The 15,216-nt window shown below is 70.9% G+C and carries 18 protein-coding genes and 1 tRNA gene; 5 read left to right on the forward strand and 14 right to left on the reverse strand.

Translation table 11 applies throughout. From position 1 onward, the window contains the following. Nucleotides 1-47: 47 nt before the first annotated feature. The 11 genes from ACEXQC_RS16250 to ACEXQC_RS16300 all read right to left on the reverse strand — a co-directional run bounded on the left by ACEXQC_RS16250 (nucleotide 48) and on the right by ACEXQC_RS16300 (nucleotide 10,046). A complete protein-coding gene (locus tag ACEXQC_RS16250; RefSeq protein WP_374824706.1) occupies nucleotides 48-779 on the reverse strand; it encodes an esterase/lipase family protein in 732 nt (243 codons plus the stop codon). Nucleotides 780-783: 4 nt separating this feature from the next. Further along, nucleotides 784-1,560 carry an alpha/beta fold hydrolase gene (locus ACEXQC_RS16255; protein ID WP_374824709.1) on the reverse strand — a complete coding sequence of 259 codons (777 nt, stop codon included), beginning with the start codon at nucleotides 1,558-1,560 and terminating at the stop codon, nucleotides 784-786. A gap of 152 nt (nucleotides 1,561-1,712) precedes the next feature. After that, complete coding sequence (locus ACEXQC_RS16260; RefSeq protein WP_374824713.1) at nucleotides 1,713-2,768, reverse strand: maleylacetate reductase; 1,056 nt, start codon at nucleotides 2,766-2,768, stop codon at nucleotides 1,713-1,715. Beyond that, nucleotides 2,765-3,400, reverse strand: a complete 636-nt coding sequence (locus tag ACEXQC_RS16265) for an alpha/beta hydrolase (protein WP_374824716.1) — start codon at nucleotides 3,398-3,400, stop codon at nucleotides 2,765-2,767. The genes ACEXQC_RS16260 and ACEXQC_RS16265 overlap by 4 nt, the downstream gene beginning before the upstream one ends. Before the next feature lie 55 nt (nucleotides 3,401-3,455). Then, nucleotides 3,456-4,415: a VOC family protein gene (locus ACEXQC_RS16270; protein WP_374824719.1), complete on the reverse strand. Its 960-nt coding sequence runs from the start codon at nucleotides 4,413-4,415 to the stop codon at nucleotides 3,456-3,458. A gap of 39 nt (nucleotides 4,416-4,454) precedes the next feature. Beyond that, on the reverse strand, nucleotides 4,455-5,249 hold the full coding sequence (locus ACEXQC_RS16275) for a citryl-CoA lyase (protein ID WP_374824722.1): 795 nt from the start codon (nucleotides 5,247-5,249) through the stop codon (nucleotides 4,455-4,457). Beyond that, nucleotides 5,242-6,489 (reverse strand): CaiB/BaiF CoA transferase family protein, encoded by a 1,248-nt coding sequence (locus ACEXQC_RS16280; RefSeq protein WP_374824725.1) that lies wholly within the window; start codon nucleotides 6,487-6,489, stop codon nucleotides 5,242-5,244. Before ACEXQC_RS16280 ends, ACEXQC_RS16275 begins: the two co-directional genes overlap by 8 nt. Continuing rightward, nucleotides 6,489-7,343 (reverse strand): IclR family transcriptional regulator domain-containing protein, encoded by an 855-nt coding sequence (locus tag ACEXQC_RS16285; protein WP_374824728.1) that lies wholly within the window; start codon nucleotides 7,341-7,343, stop codon nucleotides 6,489-6,491. The genes ACEXQC_RS16280 and ACEXQC_RS16285 overlap by 1 nt, the downstream gene beginning before the upstream one ends. Continuing rightward, on the reverse strand, nucleotides 7,340-8,512 hold the full coding sequence (locus tag ACEXQC_RS16290) for a thiolase family protein (protein WP_374824731.1): 1,173 nt from the start codon (nucleotides 8,510-8,512) through the stop codon (nucleotides 7,340-7,342). The genes ACEXQC_RS16285 and ACEXQC_RS16290 overlap by 4 nt, the downstream gene beginning before the upstream one ends. Further along, nucleotides 8,509-9,330 carry a 3-oxoacid CoA-transferase subunit B gene (locus ACEXQC_RS16295; protein WP_374824734.1) on the reverse strand — a complete coding sequence of 274 codons (822 nt, stop codon included), beginning with the start codon at nucleotides 9,328-9,330 and terminating at the stop codon, nucleotides 8,509-8,511. The genes ACEXQC_RS16290 and ACEXQC_RS16295 overlap by 4 nt, the downstream gene beginning before the upstream one ends. Beyond that, nucleotides 9,327-10,046, reverse strand: a complete 720-nt coding sequence (locus ACEXQC_RS16300) for a 3-oxoacid CoA-transferase subunit A (RefSeq protein ID WP_374824737.1) — start codon at nucleotides 10,044-10,046, stop codon at nucleotides 9,327-9,329. Before ACEXQC_RS16300 ends, ACEXQC_RS16295 begins: the two co-directional genes overlap by 4 nt. A 167-nt stretch (nucleotides 10,047-10,213) precedes the next feature. Between ACEXQC_RS16300 and ACEXQC_RS16305 the strand changes: the two genes are divergently transcribed. The 4 genes from ACEXQC_RS16305 to ACEXQC_RS16320 all read left to right on the forward strand — a co-directional run bounded on the left by ACEXQC_RS16305 (nucleotide 10,214) and on the right by ACEXQC_RS16320 (nucleotide 12,230). Continuing rightward, the gene (locus tag ACEXQC_RS16305) at nucleotides 10,214-10,579 is read left to right on the forward strand and encodes a PadR family transcriptional regulator (protein WP_374824740.1); all 366 of its coding nucleotides are present in this window, start codon (nucleotides 10,214-10,216) and stop codon (nucleotides 10,577-10,579) included. Then, entirely contained in the window at nucleotides 10,576-10,968 is a 393-nt protein-coding gene (locus ACEXQC_RS16310) for a hypothetical protein (RefSeq protein ID WP_374824742.1), read from the forward strand. The genes ACEXQC_RS16305 and ACEXQC_RS16310 overlap by 4 nt, the downstream gene beginning before the upstream one ends. A gap of 13 nt (nucleotides 10,969-10,981) precedes the next feature. Then, nucleotides 10,982-11,737: an alpha/beta fold hydrolase gene (locus tag ACEXQC_RS16315; protein ID WP_374824745.1), complete on the forward strand. Its 756-nt coding sequence runs from the start codon at nucleotides 10,982-10,984 to the stop codon at nucleotides 11,735-11,737. 151 nt (nucleotides 11,738-11,888) lie between these two features. Then, on the forward strand, nucleotides 11,889-12,230 hold the full coding sequence (locus ACEXQC_RS16320) for a hypothetical protein (RefSeq protein ID WP_374824748.1): 342 nt from the start codon (nucleotides 11,889-11,891) through the stop codon (nucleotides 12,228-12,230). 132 nt (nucleotides 12,231-12,362) lie between these two features. Here ACEXQC_RS16320 and ACEXQC_RS16325 read toward each other — a convergent pair whose 3' ends face one another. Then, nucleotides 12,363-13,094 carry an SDR family oxidoreductase gene (locus ACEXQC_RS16325; protein ID WP_374824751.1) on the reverse strand — a complete coding sequence of 244 codons (732 nt, stop codon included), beginning with the start codon at nucleotides 13,092-13,094 and terminating at the stop codon, nucleotides 12,363-12,365. A 130-nt stretch (nucleotides 13,095-13,224) separates the two neighbouring features. Between ACEXQC_RS16325 and ACEXQC_RS16330 the strand changes: the two genes are divergently transcribed. Beyond that, a complete protein-coding gene (locus ACEXQC_RS16330; protein ID WP_374824754.1) occupies nucleotides 13,225-14,265 on the forward strand; it encodes a LacI family DNA-binding transcriptional regulator in 1,041 nt (346 codons plus the stop codon). Between the two features lie 133 nt (nucleotides 14,266-14,398). Here the strand turns inward: ACEXQC_RS16330 and ACEXQC_RS16335 are convergent. Together ACEXQC_RS16335 and ACEXQC_RS16340 are read right to left on the reverse strand one after the other, a co-directional pair. Continuing rightward, nucleotides 14,399-14,487: transfer RNA gene (locus ACEXQC_RS16335), tRNA-Ser, on the reverse strand. A gap of 19 nt (nucleotides 14,488-14,506) precedes the next feature. Continuing rightward, on the reverse strand, nucleotides 14,507-15,211 hold the full coding sequence (locus ACEXQC_RS16340; protein ID WP_374824756.1) for an alpha/beta family hydrolase: 705 nt from the start codon (nucleotides 15,209-15,211) through the stop codon (nucleotides 14,507-14,509). Nucleotides 15,212-15,216 lie beyond the last annotated feature (5 nt).

A 15,216-nucleotide genomic window follows, 5' to 3' on the forward strand; every position in this document is an offset into this window, starting at 1 on the left:
CCCGCGCCCCGGTTGCCAAATCCTGCGAGGCGTGGTTGGAGCGGCTCTCAGCCGGCGAGGGCGGCCAGTTCGGCGAGCACGCGGGGGTGGGCGAGGATGCGGAAGTGCCCGCCCGTGTCGAGCTGCACGTTCTTGGCGCCCGGCAGGCTGCTGCCGCCCGGGATGTGCGGATCGAAGCGACCGTAGACCGAGACGATCCGGGTGTTCACGTCGTGCTGCTCGGAGAGCGCCACGAGGGTGGAGTCGCCCGGCCGGAAGATGCGCAGACTCGGCACCACCATGTAGCGCGCGTACGAGGATCCGCCGAACGGGGTCGCGACCGCGAGCATCGACTGCACGCGCGCCGCCGCCGATCCGAGGGTCATGGAGTACTTGCCCACGAGCCCGCCCTTGCTGTGCGCCACGAGCACGACGCCTGTGAGGTCGTGCTCGTCGAGGTAGTCGGAGACGTGGCGGGCGGCATCCGGCACGGGGCGGTTGTTCCAGCGCAGCGGTCCGATCACGTGCACCGGGTGCCCACGCTCGTGCAGCGCCGTGATGAGCGGCTGCAGGAAGCGCCAGGTCTCGTAGACGCCGGGGATGACCACGATCGGCGCGCGCTCGCCGTCGTGGAACGAGTCGGGATCGGTGCGGTCGACGATGGCGCGCAGCTGCCAGACCACGGCGTACGCGTAGTCGCGGATCCACCAGTCGGCGTCGCGCAGGAGCTCGCGGATGCCCGTGCCTTTGCCGGGGTCGGCGCCGGTGCCAGAGCCAGATCCGGGGCGGCGGCCGCTCATCGCGTCACCTGCCGGTCTCGAGCGAGCGCACCGCCGACGCCACAGCACGCGGGGCGCTGTGCTGCACCACGTGACCGTGGCCCGGCACCACCGCGAAGCGGCCGAGCATGGCCCTGTCGCGCAGCCGCCGGCACCAGGCCGTGCCCGCGATAGGGTCACGGCCGCCGCGGATAACGAGCACGGGCGCCTCGACCTCGGCCACCCTCTGCTCAATCGGATACGTCACCATGGGGCGGGCCTCGCGCAGGAACCAGATCGGCCCGCTGCGCAGATAGTCCTGGAAGACGACGACGTTCACGTGCGGCGGTTCGATGAGGGTGTCGAGCCCCAGCGCCACCGCCTGGGCTCGCAGCGAGCGGTGCTCGTTGTCCGAGACGGGGCCGATCATCACGACTCCCGCGGCGAGGTCGGGCCGCTGCACCGCGAGCTCCACCACCCACTGCGACCCCATGGAGTGACCGACGAGCACACTGCGGGGGATGTCGAGGCGGTCGATGGCGCGCGCGAGGGCCGTGGCCATCTCCTCCACGCTCGGCGCGTGGTCGGGCTTGGGCAGGCCCGCGAACCCCGGAAGGTCGATCGAGTGCACCTCGCCGTGCTGGGCGAGCTCGTCGTGCAGCAGGGAGAGGTAGCGGTGCGAGGCGCCGATGCCGTGGATGAGCACGTGCACGGGGGCGGTGGCCCGGTCACTGCCGGCGGATCGGGCACCCGACGCCGGGCTGCTGTAGGCCTTGAAGGCGAAGCCGTCGACGTCGATGCGCCGCTCGATGGGCCGTGCCACCCGCCGTGTCCGGGCGTTCCGTCGGTCATCGTGCATGCTGTGCCTTCCATACTGCGAGCGGAATCGCCCATAGCCAGCATGGGGTGTTCGTGGCCTCCCCGCCCGGTCTTGACAGGGGGCGGGCGGGTCAGGCGGCAGGACAGGCGGCCTGGTCAGGCGATCGCACGGCCCTCCAGTGCGGCACGCAGGATGCCCTCCAGGGCGGCCTCGTCGACGGGTCGCGGATTGCTCGGAGGCACGAGCGGCAGGATGAGCTCGGCGCTCTCGGCGATGCTGTCGGCGCGGTACCCGACCTCGGCGAGGGCTCGCACCGCGGGCAGGGAGGCGTAGAGCGACTCGAGGCCGGCCACGGCTGTCGGGGCACCGAGCGCACGGGCGATCCGCTGCTCCGCCTCGGGTGCCGCCGCGACGTTGAAGGCGAGCACCTGGGGCAGCACCGCCGAGTGCGTCTGGGCGTGCGGGAGGTCGTAGGCGCCGCCGAGCACGTGGCAGATCTTGTGGTGCAGGCCGGATCCGGCCGAGGCGAAGGCCACCGCCGAGACGTATGCCCCGTAGAGCATGCGCTCGCGGGCGGGCACGTCCTCGGGGTCGCCGACGAGCACCGGGAGGGCCGCGGCGATCTCGCGGATGCCCTCCTCGGCCAGTGCTCGGTTGAGCGGATCGGAGTTCGGTGCCCACATGGAGTCGATGCAGTGCGCGATGGCGTTGAGGCCTGAGGCCACGGAGAGCTCGACCGGCAGGCTCAGCGTGAGGGCGGCGTCGTAGATGACCACGGCGGGGAGCACCACGTCGTCGACCCCCGTGGTCTTCCGGGAGTCCGTGGTGAGGCCCCACACGTTGGTGGCCTCGGAGCCCGCGTAGGTGGTGGGGACGGCCACGATGGGGAGGCGCTCGGTGAGCGCGATGGCCTTGGCGAGACCGGTGGTCGATCCGCCGCCCACCGAGACGACGAGGTCGATGCCCGCCTCGCGGGCCGCCTCGCGGGCGCGGTCGGCGTGGGCGATGGGCACGTGCGGCGCCACGTCGTGCCACCAGAGCGCGACGTCGACGCCGTTCGCGATCGAGCGGGCGAGCTCGGTCTCGGAGGGGGCCGCGATCATCATCACGGCGCGGGCACCTCGCTCGGCGACCTCGGCGGCGAGCGCCCCTGCGGCGTCGCCGGTGCCGAAGCGCACGCGCTGCTGGAGGGTGCGGTGGTCGAACTTCATGCGGACTCCTTGAGGGTCTCGAGCAGCACGCGCGCATCGGCGGCGGCCCTGTCGGTGATGCCGTGCTCGTCGCCCGGCTCGATGAGAGCATCCACCCGCGCACCCGCGAGCACGAGCAGTCGCGCGGTGTCGGCCACGCGGTGGGCGGGCACCCAGGGGTCGCGGTCGATCGACCGCAGCAGCACGGGCACCCCGGCGCGTGCCCTGGCCTCGGCGACCACGGCGGGGTCCAGCGGATCGGCACCCACGTAGCCGCCCGTGAAGAGCACGGCGCCCTCCACCGCCACCCCCCGTGTGAGAAGGAGGTGCGCGAGGGTGCACGCGCCCTGCGAGAAGCCGAGCACCACCACCCGCTCGAACCCCGCCGCGCGGGCGGTGGCGATGCTCGACTCCACCACGTCGAGCGCCCTCGCGAGGTGCTCGGCGTTCTCGGGAGAGGGGTCGAGGAAGGGATGCGGGTACCACGAGTTGCCCTCGGCCTCGGGGGCGAACCAGCGGAGGCCCGCCACCCCGAGGCGCTCCGAGAGACCGCGCACGAACGGAACGTCCTGCGTGCGGCCGTGCAGCGCCACCACGGCGAGCGCGTGCGGATCGCCCGCGTGCGCCTCGCCCCAGATCTCCGGCTCCGTCATCCCGTCATCCCCTCCTCGGTGATCGTGCGATCGTGTGCGTCGCGATCCGGTGCCGTCAGTCCTCGTCGCGCAGCGGCTCGAGGCGGGCCATGATCGACTCCCGCTCACTCTCGAAGAACGGCGGCAGCATGAACGCGCGTCCCAGCTCCTCTGGCGACTCGTCGCAGTCCCAGCCGCCCTCGTTGTGGGTCACGGCGAGCTCGAACAGCGCACCTCCCGGGGTGCGCACGTAGTGCGACTTGAAGTACGTGCGGTCCTTGAGCTCGGAGATGTCGGTGTAGCCGGCACCCTCGATGTCGAACTTGACCTCGTTCTGGTTCTCGAGGTTGTCGAGGTTCCAGGCGAAGTGATGGTACGCGCCTGCGCCGTAGCGCCATGTGCCCTGCGCATCGGTGCGGTTGCCCGTGAGCTCCACGAAGTTGCCCACCTCGGCGGTGCCCACGCGGTAGCGGGCGCGGTCGCCCTCCTCCTCCACGTCGTCCGAGGCGAAGAAGGTCTCCTTGCCGAAGTCCACCATGCGGTCCTGGTCGAACACGTGGATGCCCACGCCGTAGATGCCGTGGATGGCGTTCTCGATCGAGACGCCGTTCTTGGTGTAGCCGACGCGGGGGTCGTTCTCCACCTCGATCAGCACGTACTCGATGCCGGACGGGTGGCGGAGGTTGAGGCGGCGGCCGCCGAAGACGTCCTCGAACGTGCTGTCGATGCCGTGCTCGGCGAGCCGCTTCGACCAGAAGTCGAGCGATCCGGAGGGCACCGAGAGCAGCACCTCCCTGGCCTGGTTCGTGCCGCGGATGCCCATGAGACCCACCTGCGCCCAGGGGAAGGTGGTGATGACCGCCGAGGGGTCACCCCCGGCGTTGGAGTAGTAGAGGTGGTACACCGGCGTTCCGCCGTCGTAGAGCACGGTCTTCTTGATGAAGCGGAGTCCGAGGATCCGCGTGTGGAAGTCCACGTCCTCCTGGGCGTGGCCGACCGAGAGGGTCACGTGGTGGGAACCTGCGACGTACGTCATTGTCATCTCCTTTGATGGTGTGAACTGCAGCCCGGGGCTTTACTCCGTCGGGGCGGAGGGTTCGATGTACACCGCGTTGCGGTCGACCTCGCGGTAGACATCCGGCGCGATGGGGTGCTCGAGCTCCTCGGCGAGGTGGCCGAGGAGTCCTGCAGTGCGGGCGAGCAGCGCGAAGCCGCGCAGAAGCTGCACGGGGAGGCCGGCGTCGGCGAGGGCTGCCCCCGCGACTCCGGCACCGTTGAGGGGCAGGGTGCGACCGAGGATCTCGGGGTGCACACGGCCGATCGCCTCGAACAGCTCGAGGTACGGGCCCTTCACGCCCTCCTCCTCGGCGATGCCGATGATCACGGGAGTGCGCGGATCGCCCTGCTTGTGCACGGGGTGGCCGAGGCCGGGCACCTTGGCTCCGGCGGCGGAGGTGGCCTGCACCGCCGCCCGCGCGGCGTCGTCCCAGTAGGCGGTGGTGAAAGCGCTCGTGTCGCCCAAGGGGGCGAGCACTCCCTGCAGGTAGAGCCCGGTGTCCTCGGTGACCCCGAGGAAGCGGGATCCGCCGCCCAGCAGGCCCGCGGCGAGTGCGCCCTGCAGGGAGTCGGGGGCGCTGTAGAGGGTGAGGCGGGCCGCGATGGCGGTGGGGGTGAAGCCGTGGTCGGCGAGGGCCACGAGCACCGCCTCGAACACGCGGAGCTGGCCGGGGGTGGGGCGGCGGCGGGTCACGAGGAGGTAGGCGAGCTCGCCGAAGCCGATCCGACCGATGAGCTCGCCGGGCAGGTCGTGGCCGAGCAGTGAGATGGAGTCGGCGGTGCTCGTGCCGATGCGGGTGGGGTATTCAGGCATCGGTGGGCTCGTCTCTGCTGGATTCGTCTCTGCTGGGCTCGTCGGGGGTGGTCTGCGGGTGGCTCGGCGGCGGGCTGCTCGGCGCCTTCGTGGGCTCCGGATGCGACAGCCACTGGCGGATGGCGGCGTCGTGCTCGCCGAGGCGGGGTGGTGGTGCGTCGTAGCGGGCGGGGGTGCGGGAGAAGGTGATGGGGTTGCGGATCATGGGAACCTCGCGATCGCCCTCCCCCACGGCGACCACAGGATCGAGACCCAGCCGCTCGGCGAGCGCGATGCCGCCGTCGATCGTGTTGATCGGCCCGCACGGCACCCCGGCGGCCGTGAGCGTATCGAACCACTCGGCGACCGTGCGCTCGGCGAGAGCCTCGACGAGCAGGGGCCGGAGCTCCGCCCGGTGGCGGTTGCGCCCCTCGGTCGTGGCGAAGCGGTCGTCCTGCAGCAGCTCGGGGCGAGCGAGAGCCGTGGCGAGCTTGGCGAACTGGCCGTCGTTGGCCGCCACCACGATGAGCTCGCCATCCTTCGCCGGGAGCGGCTCGTAGGGGAACAGGCTCGGATGGGCGTTGCCCATGCGGAACGGCACCGTTCCCGCCGCCACCACCGTGGAGCTGTGGTTGGCCATGGCGGCGAGGGCCGTGGCGAGCAGGTTGACCTCCACGTGCTGGCCCTCGCCCGTGGCATCCCGGTGGCGGAGGGCGGCGAGGATGCCCACGACGGCGTTCATGCCCGTCATGACGTCGAACACCGAGACGCCGCTGCGGTAGGCGGGGCCCTCGGCGTCGCCGGTGAGGCTCATGAGGCCCGAGGCGGCCTGCACGATGAGGTCGTAGCCCGGGAGCGCAGCCCCGCCCGCCGTGCCGAAGCCGCTGATCGAGGCGTAGACCACACCGGGGTTGGTGGCGCTCACGGTGGCGAAGTCGAGGCCGAACTTGGCGAGCGAGCCAGGGCGGAAGTTCTCGATCACGATGTCGGCGCGGCGGGCGAGCTCGTGGGCCACGGCGAGGTCCGCGTCGTCGCGGAAGTCGAGCACCACGGCGCTCTTGCCGCGGTTGACACCGAGGTAGTAAGTGGAGACGCCGTCGCGCTCGGGCGGTGACCACGAGCGGGTCTCGTCGCCGGCGGGGCTCTCGACCTTGATGACTCGGGCGCCGAGGTCGGCGAGAGTCTGGGTGGCGTAGGGGCCGGCGAGCACGCGCGAGAAGTCGGCCACGAGCAGGCCGTCGAGCGGGCCGGGCGCGGGCATCAGCGGGCTCCGAAGCGGGTGTGGTCGAGGTCGGTGCCGATGGCGCGCGCGGTGGCCATGAGGGCGGGTGCGAAGTCGGCCTCGATGCGTTCGAGCGTGGTGACCCCCACCGTGGTGGAGATGTTGATGGCAGCCACCACCCGCCCGCCGCGGCGCACGGGGGCGGCGACGGAGCGCAACCCGATCTCGAGCTCCTGGTCCACGGCGGCCCACCCGCGTTCCCGCACGGCGAGGATCTGCTCGTGCAGGGCGGCGCGGTCGGTGACGGTGCTCGGGGTGAGACCCACGGGCGGGGCGGCGTCGAGGGCGCGCTCGAGCTGGTCATCCGGGAGCCCGGCGAGCAGCACACGGCCCATCGAGGTCGCGTAGGCCGGGAATCGGGTGCCGACCGTGATGGCCACCGCCATGATGCGGCGCACGGGCACGCGGGCCACGTAGACGATGTCGGTGCCGTCGAGCACCGAGGCGGAGGTCGACTCGCCGAGCTCGTGCGCGAGGGCCTCGAGGTGCGGCTGCGCCACCTCGGGCAGCGTGAGGGCGCTGAGGTAGCCGAAGCCGAGCTCGAGCACGCGGGGCGTGAGCTGGAACTGCTTGCCATCGAAGCGCACGTACCCGAGCTCCACGAGCGTGAGCAGGAAGCGACGGGCGGAGGCGCGGGTGAGGCCCGTGGCGCGGGCGACCTCGCTGAGGGTCTGCACGGGGTGGTCGGCGGTGAAGGCCTTGATCACGCCGAGGCCGCGCGCGAGGGACTGCACGAACTGCTCGCCGGGTGGGGAAGCGGTGGCGTTCGTCTCCGAAGCCGCCGCCTCTGTGGCCGCCAGCTCTGCGGCCGCCGCCTGCACGACGCCGCTCATCGTTCGAGCACCACCGCGAGGCCCTGGCCCACTCCGATGCAGATCGCGGCGACCGCGACTCCGCCACCCCGACGCACGAGCTCGTGCGCGGCGTGCCCGATGATTCGACCACCGGATGCGCCGAGCGGGTGCCCGATGGCGATCGCGCCGCCGTGGATGTTCACTCGCGCCGGGTCGAGCTCCGGCCACAGCCGCAGGCAAGCGAGGCTCTGCGCGGCGAAGGCCTCGTTGAGCTCCACGAGGTCGACGTCGGCCCAGGTCTTGCCCGCGTTGGCGAGCGCCCGGTTGACGGCCTCGACCGGTCCGATGCCGAAGACGTCCGGATCCACCGCCGCCGCCCCGCGACCGGTGATGCGCGCGAGCGGCTCGGCCTCGATGGGCGCGTGCTCGGAGCCCACGATCACCATCGAGGCCCCGTCGTTGAGCGGAGAGGCGTTGCCGGCCGTGATGGTGCCGTTCTGTCGGAAGGCGGGCTTGAGCGCTGAGAGCGACTCCACCGTCGACTCCGCCCTGATGCCCTCGTCGCGGGCCAGGTCGACGCCGGGAACCCGCACGATCTCGCCGTCGTACAGCCCCGCATCCCAGGCCGCGGCCGCGCGCACGTGACTGGCCGCGGCGAACTCGTCCTGCTCCTGGCGGGTGATCCCGAAGCGCTCGGCGAGCAGCTCGTTCGACTCCCCGAGCGAGATGGTCCACTCCTTGGGCATGCGCGGGTTGACGAGCCGCCAGCCGAGTGTGGTGGAATGCAGGGTCTCGTTGCCGGCGGGGTAGGCGCGCTCGGGCTTCGGCAGCACCCACGGGGCGCGGCTCATCGACTCCACGCCACCCGCGAGCACGAGTCGCGAATCGCCGGCCTCTATGGCGCGACTGGCGTCCATCACCGCCTGCAGGCTCGAACCGCAGAGGCGGTTGACGGTGACACCGGGCACCGAGGTCGGCAGGCCGGCGAGCAGCACGGCCATGCGGGCGACGTCGCGGTTGTCCTCGCCGGACTGGTTGGCGGCGCCGGCCACGACGTCGTCGATGGTGGCGGGATCGAGGTCGGGGTGGCGATCGAGGATGCCGCGCACGGTCGTGGCGAGCAGGTCGTCGGGGCGCACCCCCGCGAGCGCCTTGCCGAAGCGCCCGAACGGGGTGCGCACGGCGTCGTAGACGAAGCTCGCGGTCATGCGGAGTGCCCTTCTGTGGTGTGAGCCGGCCCGGTGATGTGAGCCGGCCCTGTCGCATCCGGCCCAGTCGCATCCGTCGGCGTCGCATCCGTCGGGCCTGTCGCGTCCGTCAGGTCGAGGCCGGTGAGGGTGCGGAGCTCGTCGACCGTGGTGTCGCCGAAGAGCTCGGTGACGATGAGGCCCGGGCCGGCGACGTCGAAGACGGCGCGGTCGGTGTAGACGCGGCTCACGCACGCGACGCCGGTGAGCGGATAGGTGCACGCGGCCACGAGCTTGGAGGCGCCGTCGCGGGTGAGCAGGTCGGTCATGACCCAGACGTTCTTGGCGCCGATCGCGAGATCCATGGCGCCTCCCACCGCGGGGATGGCCCCCTCGGCGCCCGTGTGCCAGTTGGCGAGGTCGCCGCGCTCGGAGACCTGGAAGGCGCCGAGCACGCAGATGTCGAGGTGGCCGCCGCGCATCATGCCGAACGAGTCGGCGTGGTGGAAGTACGAGGCGCCCAGCAGCTCGGTGACGGGCTGCTTGCCCGCGTTGATGAGGTCGGGGTCGATCCGGCCGGGCGCCGGGGCTGGGCCCATGCCGAGCATCCCGTTCTCGGTGTGCAGGATGATCTCGAGCCCCTCGGGCAGGGAGTCGGCGATGAGGGTGGGGGCGCCGATGCCGAGGTTCACGATGGAGCCCTCGGGGATGTCGCGGGCGATGCGGGCGGCGAGCGCGCGCCGATCGAGGCCTGGTGCACGGGTGGCCGGCGTGCCGGACGTGGCGTCGGAGGTGGCCGGCGTGCCGCTCCCGGCGTCCGTGGCGGGTGCGCCGCTCACGAGGCGGACTCCGCGCCCACGAAGACTCCGGCGTCGAGCCAGGCGCGCTCGCCGACCGCGACGAGGCGGTCCACGAAGATGCCCGGCGTCACGATCGACTCCGGATCGAGGGCTCCGAGCTCCACGACCTCGTCGACCTGGGCCACCGTCACGCGAGCCGCCGCGGCCATGATGGGCCCGAAGTTGCGGGCGGTGCGCCGGTAGACGAGGTTGCCCCAGCGGTCGCCCTTGAAGGCCGAGATGAGCGCGTAGTCGGCCCTGAGGGGGTGCTCGAGCACGTACTCGCGGCCCTCGATGGTGCGGGACTCCTTGCCGGCGGCGAGCGGCGTGCCCGCACCTGTGGGCGTGAAGAACCCGCCGATCCCCGCTCCGGCCGCCCGGATGCGCTCGGCGAGATTGCCCTGCGGCACGAGCTCCAGCTCGATCTTCCCGGCTCGGTACGCGGCGTCGAACACGTGGGAATCGCTCTGCCGGGGGAACGAGCACACGATCCGGTCGACCCGCCCGGCGCCGATGAGCGCCGCGATGCCCGAGTCACCGTTGCCCGCGTTGTTGCTCACGACAGTGAGCCCGCGAGCACCCTGCTCCACCAGCGCCTCGATGAGTTCGACCGGCTGCCCGGCCAGCCCGAAGCCGCCGATCATCACGGTCGAGCCGTCCTCGATCCCGGCCACGGCCGACGCCGCATCGTCTCTCAGCTTTGAGATCACACTCATCCCGACTGTTCGCTCTCCGAACACGTGTTCGGAGATTCACTCAATCGTCTGACAATCCCGCCGAAAGAGCAAGCACCAATCCGCGGGCCGCCTGAGCGGGACTCGTTTACACCCGATCAACTTCCCGACTAGTCCGAATCTGAATTAGTTTGATGTACGATGTAGATATGAGTCCAGACAAGCCGACAGGTGATTGGGTGCGCTCGGCGCTACCGATGCTCCTGCTTCGCTTTCTCGCTGAGCGACCCATGCATGGATATGCACTGATGGAGGGGCTGCGAGCATCCGGGTTCGACGTCAGAGGAGCGACGGTCTATCCCCACCTGAATCGCCTCAGTGAGGCCGGCGAGATCGAATCGCGGTGGCATGCCCCCGAGAGCGGCCCGGCTCGCAAGATCATGACCATCACCGACGACGGCCGGAAGCGACTTCGAGATCTCCAGGACCAATGGGCTCAGTTCCAGAACCAGATCGACGCCGTCCTGACGAGTCCTGCCGCAGAACGCGCGACCACGAACGAGGAGAACGAATGACGTACTACGCCGCCCTTGCGAAGGCACTGCGAAACCGCAACTGCACCGAGACGCAGGTACGTGAAGCTCTGGAAGACGTGCACGAGACCACGACCTTGAGCGGCAGCACGCCGGAGAGCGAGTTCGGGCCGGCGCGACACTATGCGGAGAACTTCACGGGAACGCGCAAGGGCGCACCCGTCCAGGTGCTCCGGAGACTGACTCCCTTCATCGCGATCGCCGGCGTCATCCTTCTGCGCATCTTCGTCTTCCCCGACATCGAGTTCATCCCGTGGGGCCTGCTTCTCGGCGCCGGGGTCTTCATCGCCCTCTTCGCCATCAGTGAAGCCATCGCGACTCTCGTGAACCGCAGGCTCCCCGAGGGTTTCGCCGCAGCCTCGACGACCTGAAGACGGAGTCCGCATGTATGTGTCCGACGCTGGGCCCACGAGTGCCGATCCGGTGGTTCTGCTCCATGGCGGGGGAGTCGCCGGCTGGATGTGGGACGCGGTGCGAGCTCGGCTCGAGACCACCTACAGGGTCATCGTTCCTGACCTCCCCGGGCACGGACGGTCCGCGGATGAGCCGTACATCTCGCACACCCACACGCTCGAGCTCCTTCGATCGAGTCTGTCGGCGGCTGTTCAGGATCGACCCCTCTCGATCATCGGTTTCTCCCTCGGAGCCCAGCTTGCCATCCGAGCCGCATCCGAGTGGCCGGGCCTCGTGGAGCGCGTGGCCGTGATCAGCGCCCAGGCAAAGCCTCTGCCGTTCCCGGCGATGACCCTCCAGGCGCTGAAGCTCACGGCGCCCCTGGCGCGTCAGAGATGGTTCGCGAAGCTGCAGGCGAAGGAGCTGTTCATCCCCTCCCGGCTGATGGAGGACTACATCTCCACCAGCGCCGCGATCACCGCCCCGACTCTCCTCGCAGCGGTCAGGGACAACATCGCGTTCCAGGTGCCGGCCGGGTGGGCCTCGTTCCCCGGTCAGGCACTCGTGATGGTCGGAGAGAAGGAGCGCCGCTTGATGCGCGATTCCGCGTCGACCATCCACACGGCGCTGCCGACGAGCGAGCTCGAGATCGTCCGTGACTGCGGCCACGGCATCCCTCTGCAGCAACCCGAGTGGTTCGCCGAGCGCATGATCGAGTGGATGGCAGACGGGCGTCGGCGCCGATAGGACTCGCGATTCGTCGGGGCACGACGGCATCGACCTCCGACCTCGAGGCGACCTGGAGCCCTGGCGAGTCGGACGGGGCGGGGAGTGTGTCACGATCCGGGGGATACGGCACCCCAGTTGTCTGCGCGCGGAGAACGCCGATGATGGGGACATGGAACGCATTCACTACGCCGGAGACTCCGTGCTGACCGGAACGGCCATCGCCCGAGAACTGCTGGAGTACGCGCGTGCGCTCGCCGTCTCCGAGGATTCCGACACCGTCGAGATCCCGGTGCGGCACACCGACGGCAGTGCGGGAGTGGCGAACATCCTGGTCGGCCCCGCGAGCCAGCTGCTCGCCGAGTCAGAGGAGACCGAGGGCGACGAGCTCGAGGACGACGCCGTGGTGCAGGATCTGCGTCACCGCTCGGCCCGGCTCAAGCCCGCGCATCCCGTGCACAGCGACCAGGCTGCGGGCGACACCACCGACACGTTCGACATCGACGACCTCTGAGGCCTGTGAACGAGCGCTGAGCGAACTCTCGCTGCGCGAGATCCCGCTGAGCGAAGTCCCGCCGACGCTGGGCGGAACCAAGACGGGGCCGACGCTTCATCGCGCCGGCCCCGAGGTCTTCCGTCGGTCGGGTCAGCTGCCCTGGGCGGCGCTCCACATGGCGATCTGCGAGGTGCGCACGCGGCGCGGCTGCTGCAGCGCCTGCACGATCGACAGGGCGACATCGGACGGCATCAGCACGTCGTCGAGCCATGCGTCGCCCTCGGTGCGACCCCGCCCGATGGCGAACTCGGTGCTCACGGCCGCGGGGCACACGGTCGTGACCCGGATGCCGGATTCGCGCAGCTCGCGGTCGATCGCGCCCGCGAAGATCACCTGGGCGCCCTTCGTGCCCGCGTAGACGGCCTCGTCGGCGCCGCCGCGGATGCCGGCGACCGAGCTCACGATCACGATGTCGCCGCCGCCCTCGAGCAGGGCGGGAACGGCTGCACGCACGCTCCACACGGTGCCCGTGAAGTTGGTGTCGATCATCTGCTGCATGTCGTCGTCGGTGCCGTCGAGCACTCCGCCGTAGGCGCCGATGCCCGCGGAGGCGACGAGCGAGTCGAGCGATCCGAACTTCTCGGTGGCGGCCTTCACCAGGGCGTTGCTCGTGGCGGCGTCGGCGATGTCGCCGGCCACCCACACCACGGAGTCGCTGCCGAGCTCGGTCTCGAGCTCGACGAGGCGCTCCTCGCGACGGGCGGTGAGGGCCACGCGGGCACCCTCGGCCACGAGCTGGCGGGCGACCTCACGGCCGATGCCGGAGCTCGCCCCCGTGATGGCCACGACGGTGCCTGACAAGCTGCGGGTCTCTGCGGACATGGTGGTTCTCCTGTTCTTCGGGATGATTCCCGGATGCTGGGGGTGGGCTACTCGGAGTCTGCTCGGCAAACGTTTTCCGGCTTCGCGTTCGAACCTACGCGCAGTGCATACTGAGCGCAAGGGAGGTGCCATGGACCAGGGGCCCCAACGCGTCACCATCCGCGAGGTCGCGGCGGATGCGGGACTGTCGATCTCCACGGTCTCCCGGGCGCTCACCGGCTCGCGCTCGGTGCTGCCGGAGCTCGCCCGCCGGGCGCAGGACTCCGCGGCGAAGCTCGGCTATCGGGCCGACACGGTCGGCCGATCCCTCCGCACCCGGCGCACCGGCACCTTCGGTCTCGTCGTGCCCGACCTCACCAATCCGTTCTTCCCCGCGCTCGTCCAGGCGCTCGAGCACGCGGCCCGATCCCGAGGGCTCAGCATCCTCATCGCCGACACCGGCAACGACGTCGAGGCCGAGACCGCGGCCGTGCACACCCTCCTCGACCGGCGCGTCGACGCACTGCTCATCTCGCCCGTCGACCTCGAGGCGAGTCGAGAGGGGCTGGCTGCCGCGGCGAGGACCGTGCCCGTGCTGCAGATCGACCGCGTGATCGACGAGGGCCTGCCGTTCGTGCGCGTCGACCAGGAGGCGCCGGTGGAGGCGCTCGTGGAGCGGATGATCGCGACCGGTCGCCGGCACGTGGCGTTCATCGGGCAGGATCCGCGCATCGCGACGTCGCGGGAGCGCGAGGTGGCGTTCGCCCGCGTGATGTCGGAGCGCTTCGCGGGCGCACCCCTCCGCGCGGTCACGGGGGGCACCTCGCCGGAGTCCGGTCGGGCGGCCGTCGAGGCGCTGCTCGAGCGCTGGCCGGAGATCGACGCGGTGATCTGCGCCAACGACCTCATCGCGGTGGGGGTGCTGGAGCACCTGGAGGCTCTGGGCGCTGCCGGGCCTGCCGGATCCGGATCGCCTGCATCGACCCGGTCGTCGCCGGATCGGCGGATCGCGGTCTCCGGGTTCGACGACACGCTCGTGGCCCAGGTGCTGCAGCTCACCTCGGTGCGGCAGCCCGTGCAGGAACTCGCCGACATCGCGATCGCCGCCGCGGCCGACCCCGAGCGCTCCACGTTGCAGGAGACGCGTCGGGTCGTGGCCTCTGAGGTCGTCTTCCGCCGCTCGACCGACTGAGCGGTGACGAGCACCGGGCAATGAAGACACCCGGGCAGCAGTTAAAACGAATCGGCCCCCGGGTCGCCGCAATACGCGGGTAGCTCCAAGGGCCGAAGTGTGCGGGTGGTGAAGGTGGAACAGGTACGAAGTGCGGAGACGGTGGGATTTGAACCCACGGTACCCTTGCGGGTACTCCACCTTAGCAGGGTGGTGCACTAGGCCGAACTATGCGACGTCTCCTCGGCTTACGCCTCCGCCATCATACGACATGCGGGGGCGTGGCTTCGTTCAGGAAGGCGGCGACCGCATCCGCGGCCGATTCGAGGTGCTCGGCGTGGGTGTGCCCCGAGATCTTCACGCGCGGCTTGAACTCGTGCTCGCCGTCGTCGAGCCAGAGCAGGCGGATGCGCGCATCGAGCGCGTAGCCCGGCACCTCCTCGCGGGTTCCGAACGGGTCGCGCGAGCCCTGCACGATGAGCGCCGGGGTCTCGAGGTGCTCGAGGTGCGCCGTGCGCAGCTTCTCGGGGCTGCCCGGCGGGTGGAAGGGGTAGCCGAGACACACGAGCGCGTCGACGAGCCCCTCCCCGTGCAGCTCGTCGGCGACGAGGCTCGCGACCCGACCGCCCATCGACTTGCCGCCGATCGCCACGCGTGGGGCGCGCGCGCCCGATCCGCTGCCCTCGATGGCCGCCTCCACCACCGCCTCCACGGCCCCCCGGTACTCCCCCACGAGCTTCTCGGCTCTCGGCGGGGGCTTGCGGGAACCCGTGCGCCGGGCCGCCATGTAGCCGAACTCGAAGCGCGCCGTGCGCACCCCGCGTTCGGCGAGCAGGGCGCACATGCGGTTCATCCACTCGGAATCCATCGGCGCACCGGCCCCGTGCGCGAGCACGAGCACGGGCGCACCGACCGGTCCCTCCCAGAGCAGCTCGGAAGTGCTGGGGGAAGCGGGTGCGTCGGCCATGCCCC

The organism is Herbiconiux liukaitaii, assembly GCF_041927495.1.
Lineage (GTDB): Bacteria > Actinomycetota > Actinomycetes > Actinomycetales > Microbacteriaceae > Herbiconiux > Herbiconiux liukaitaii.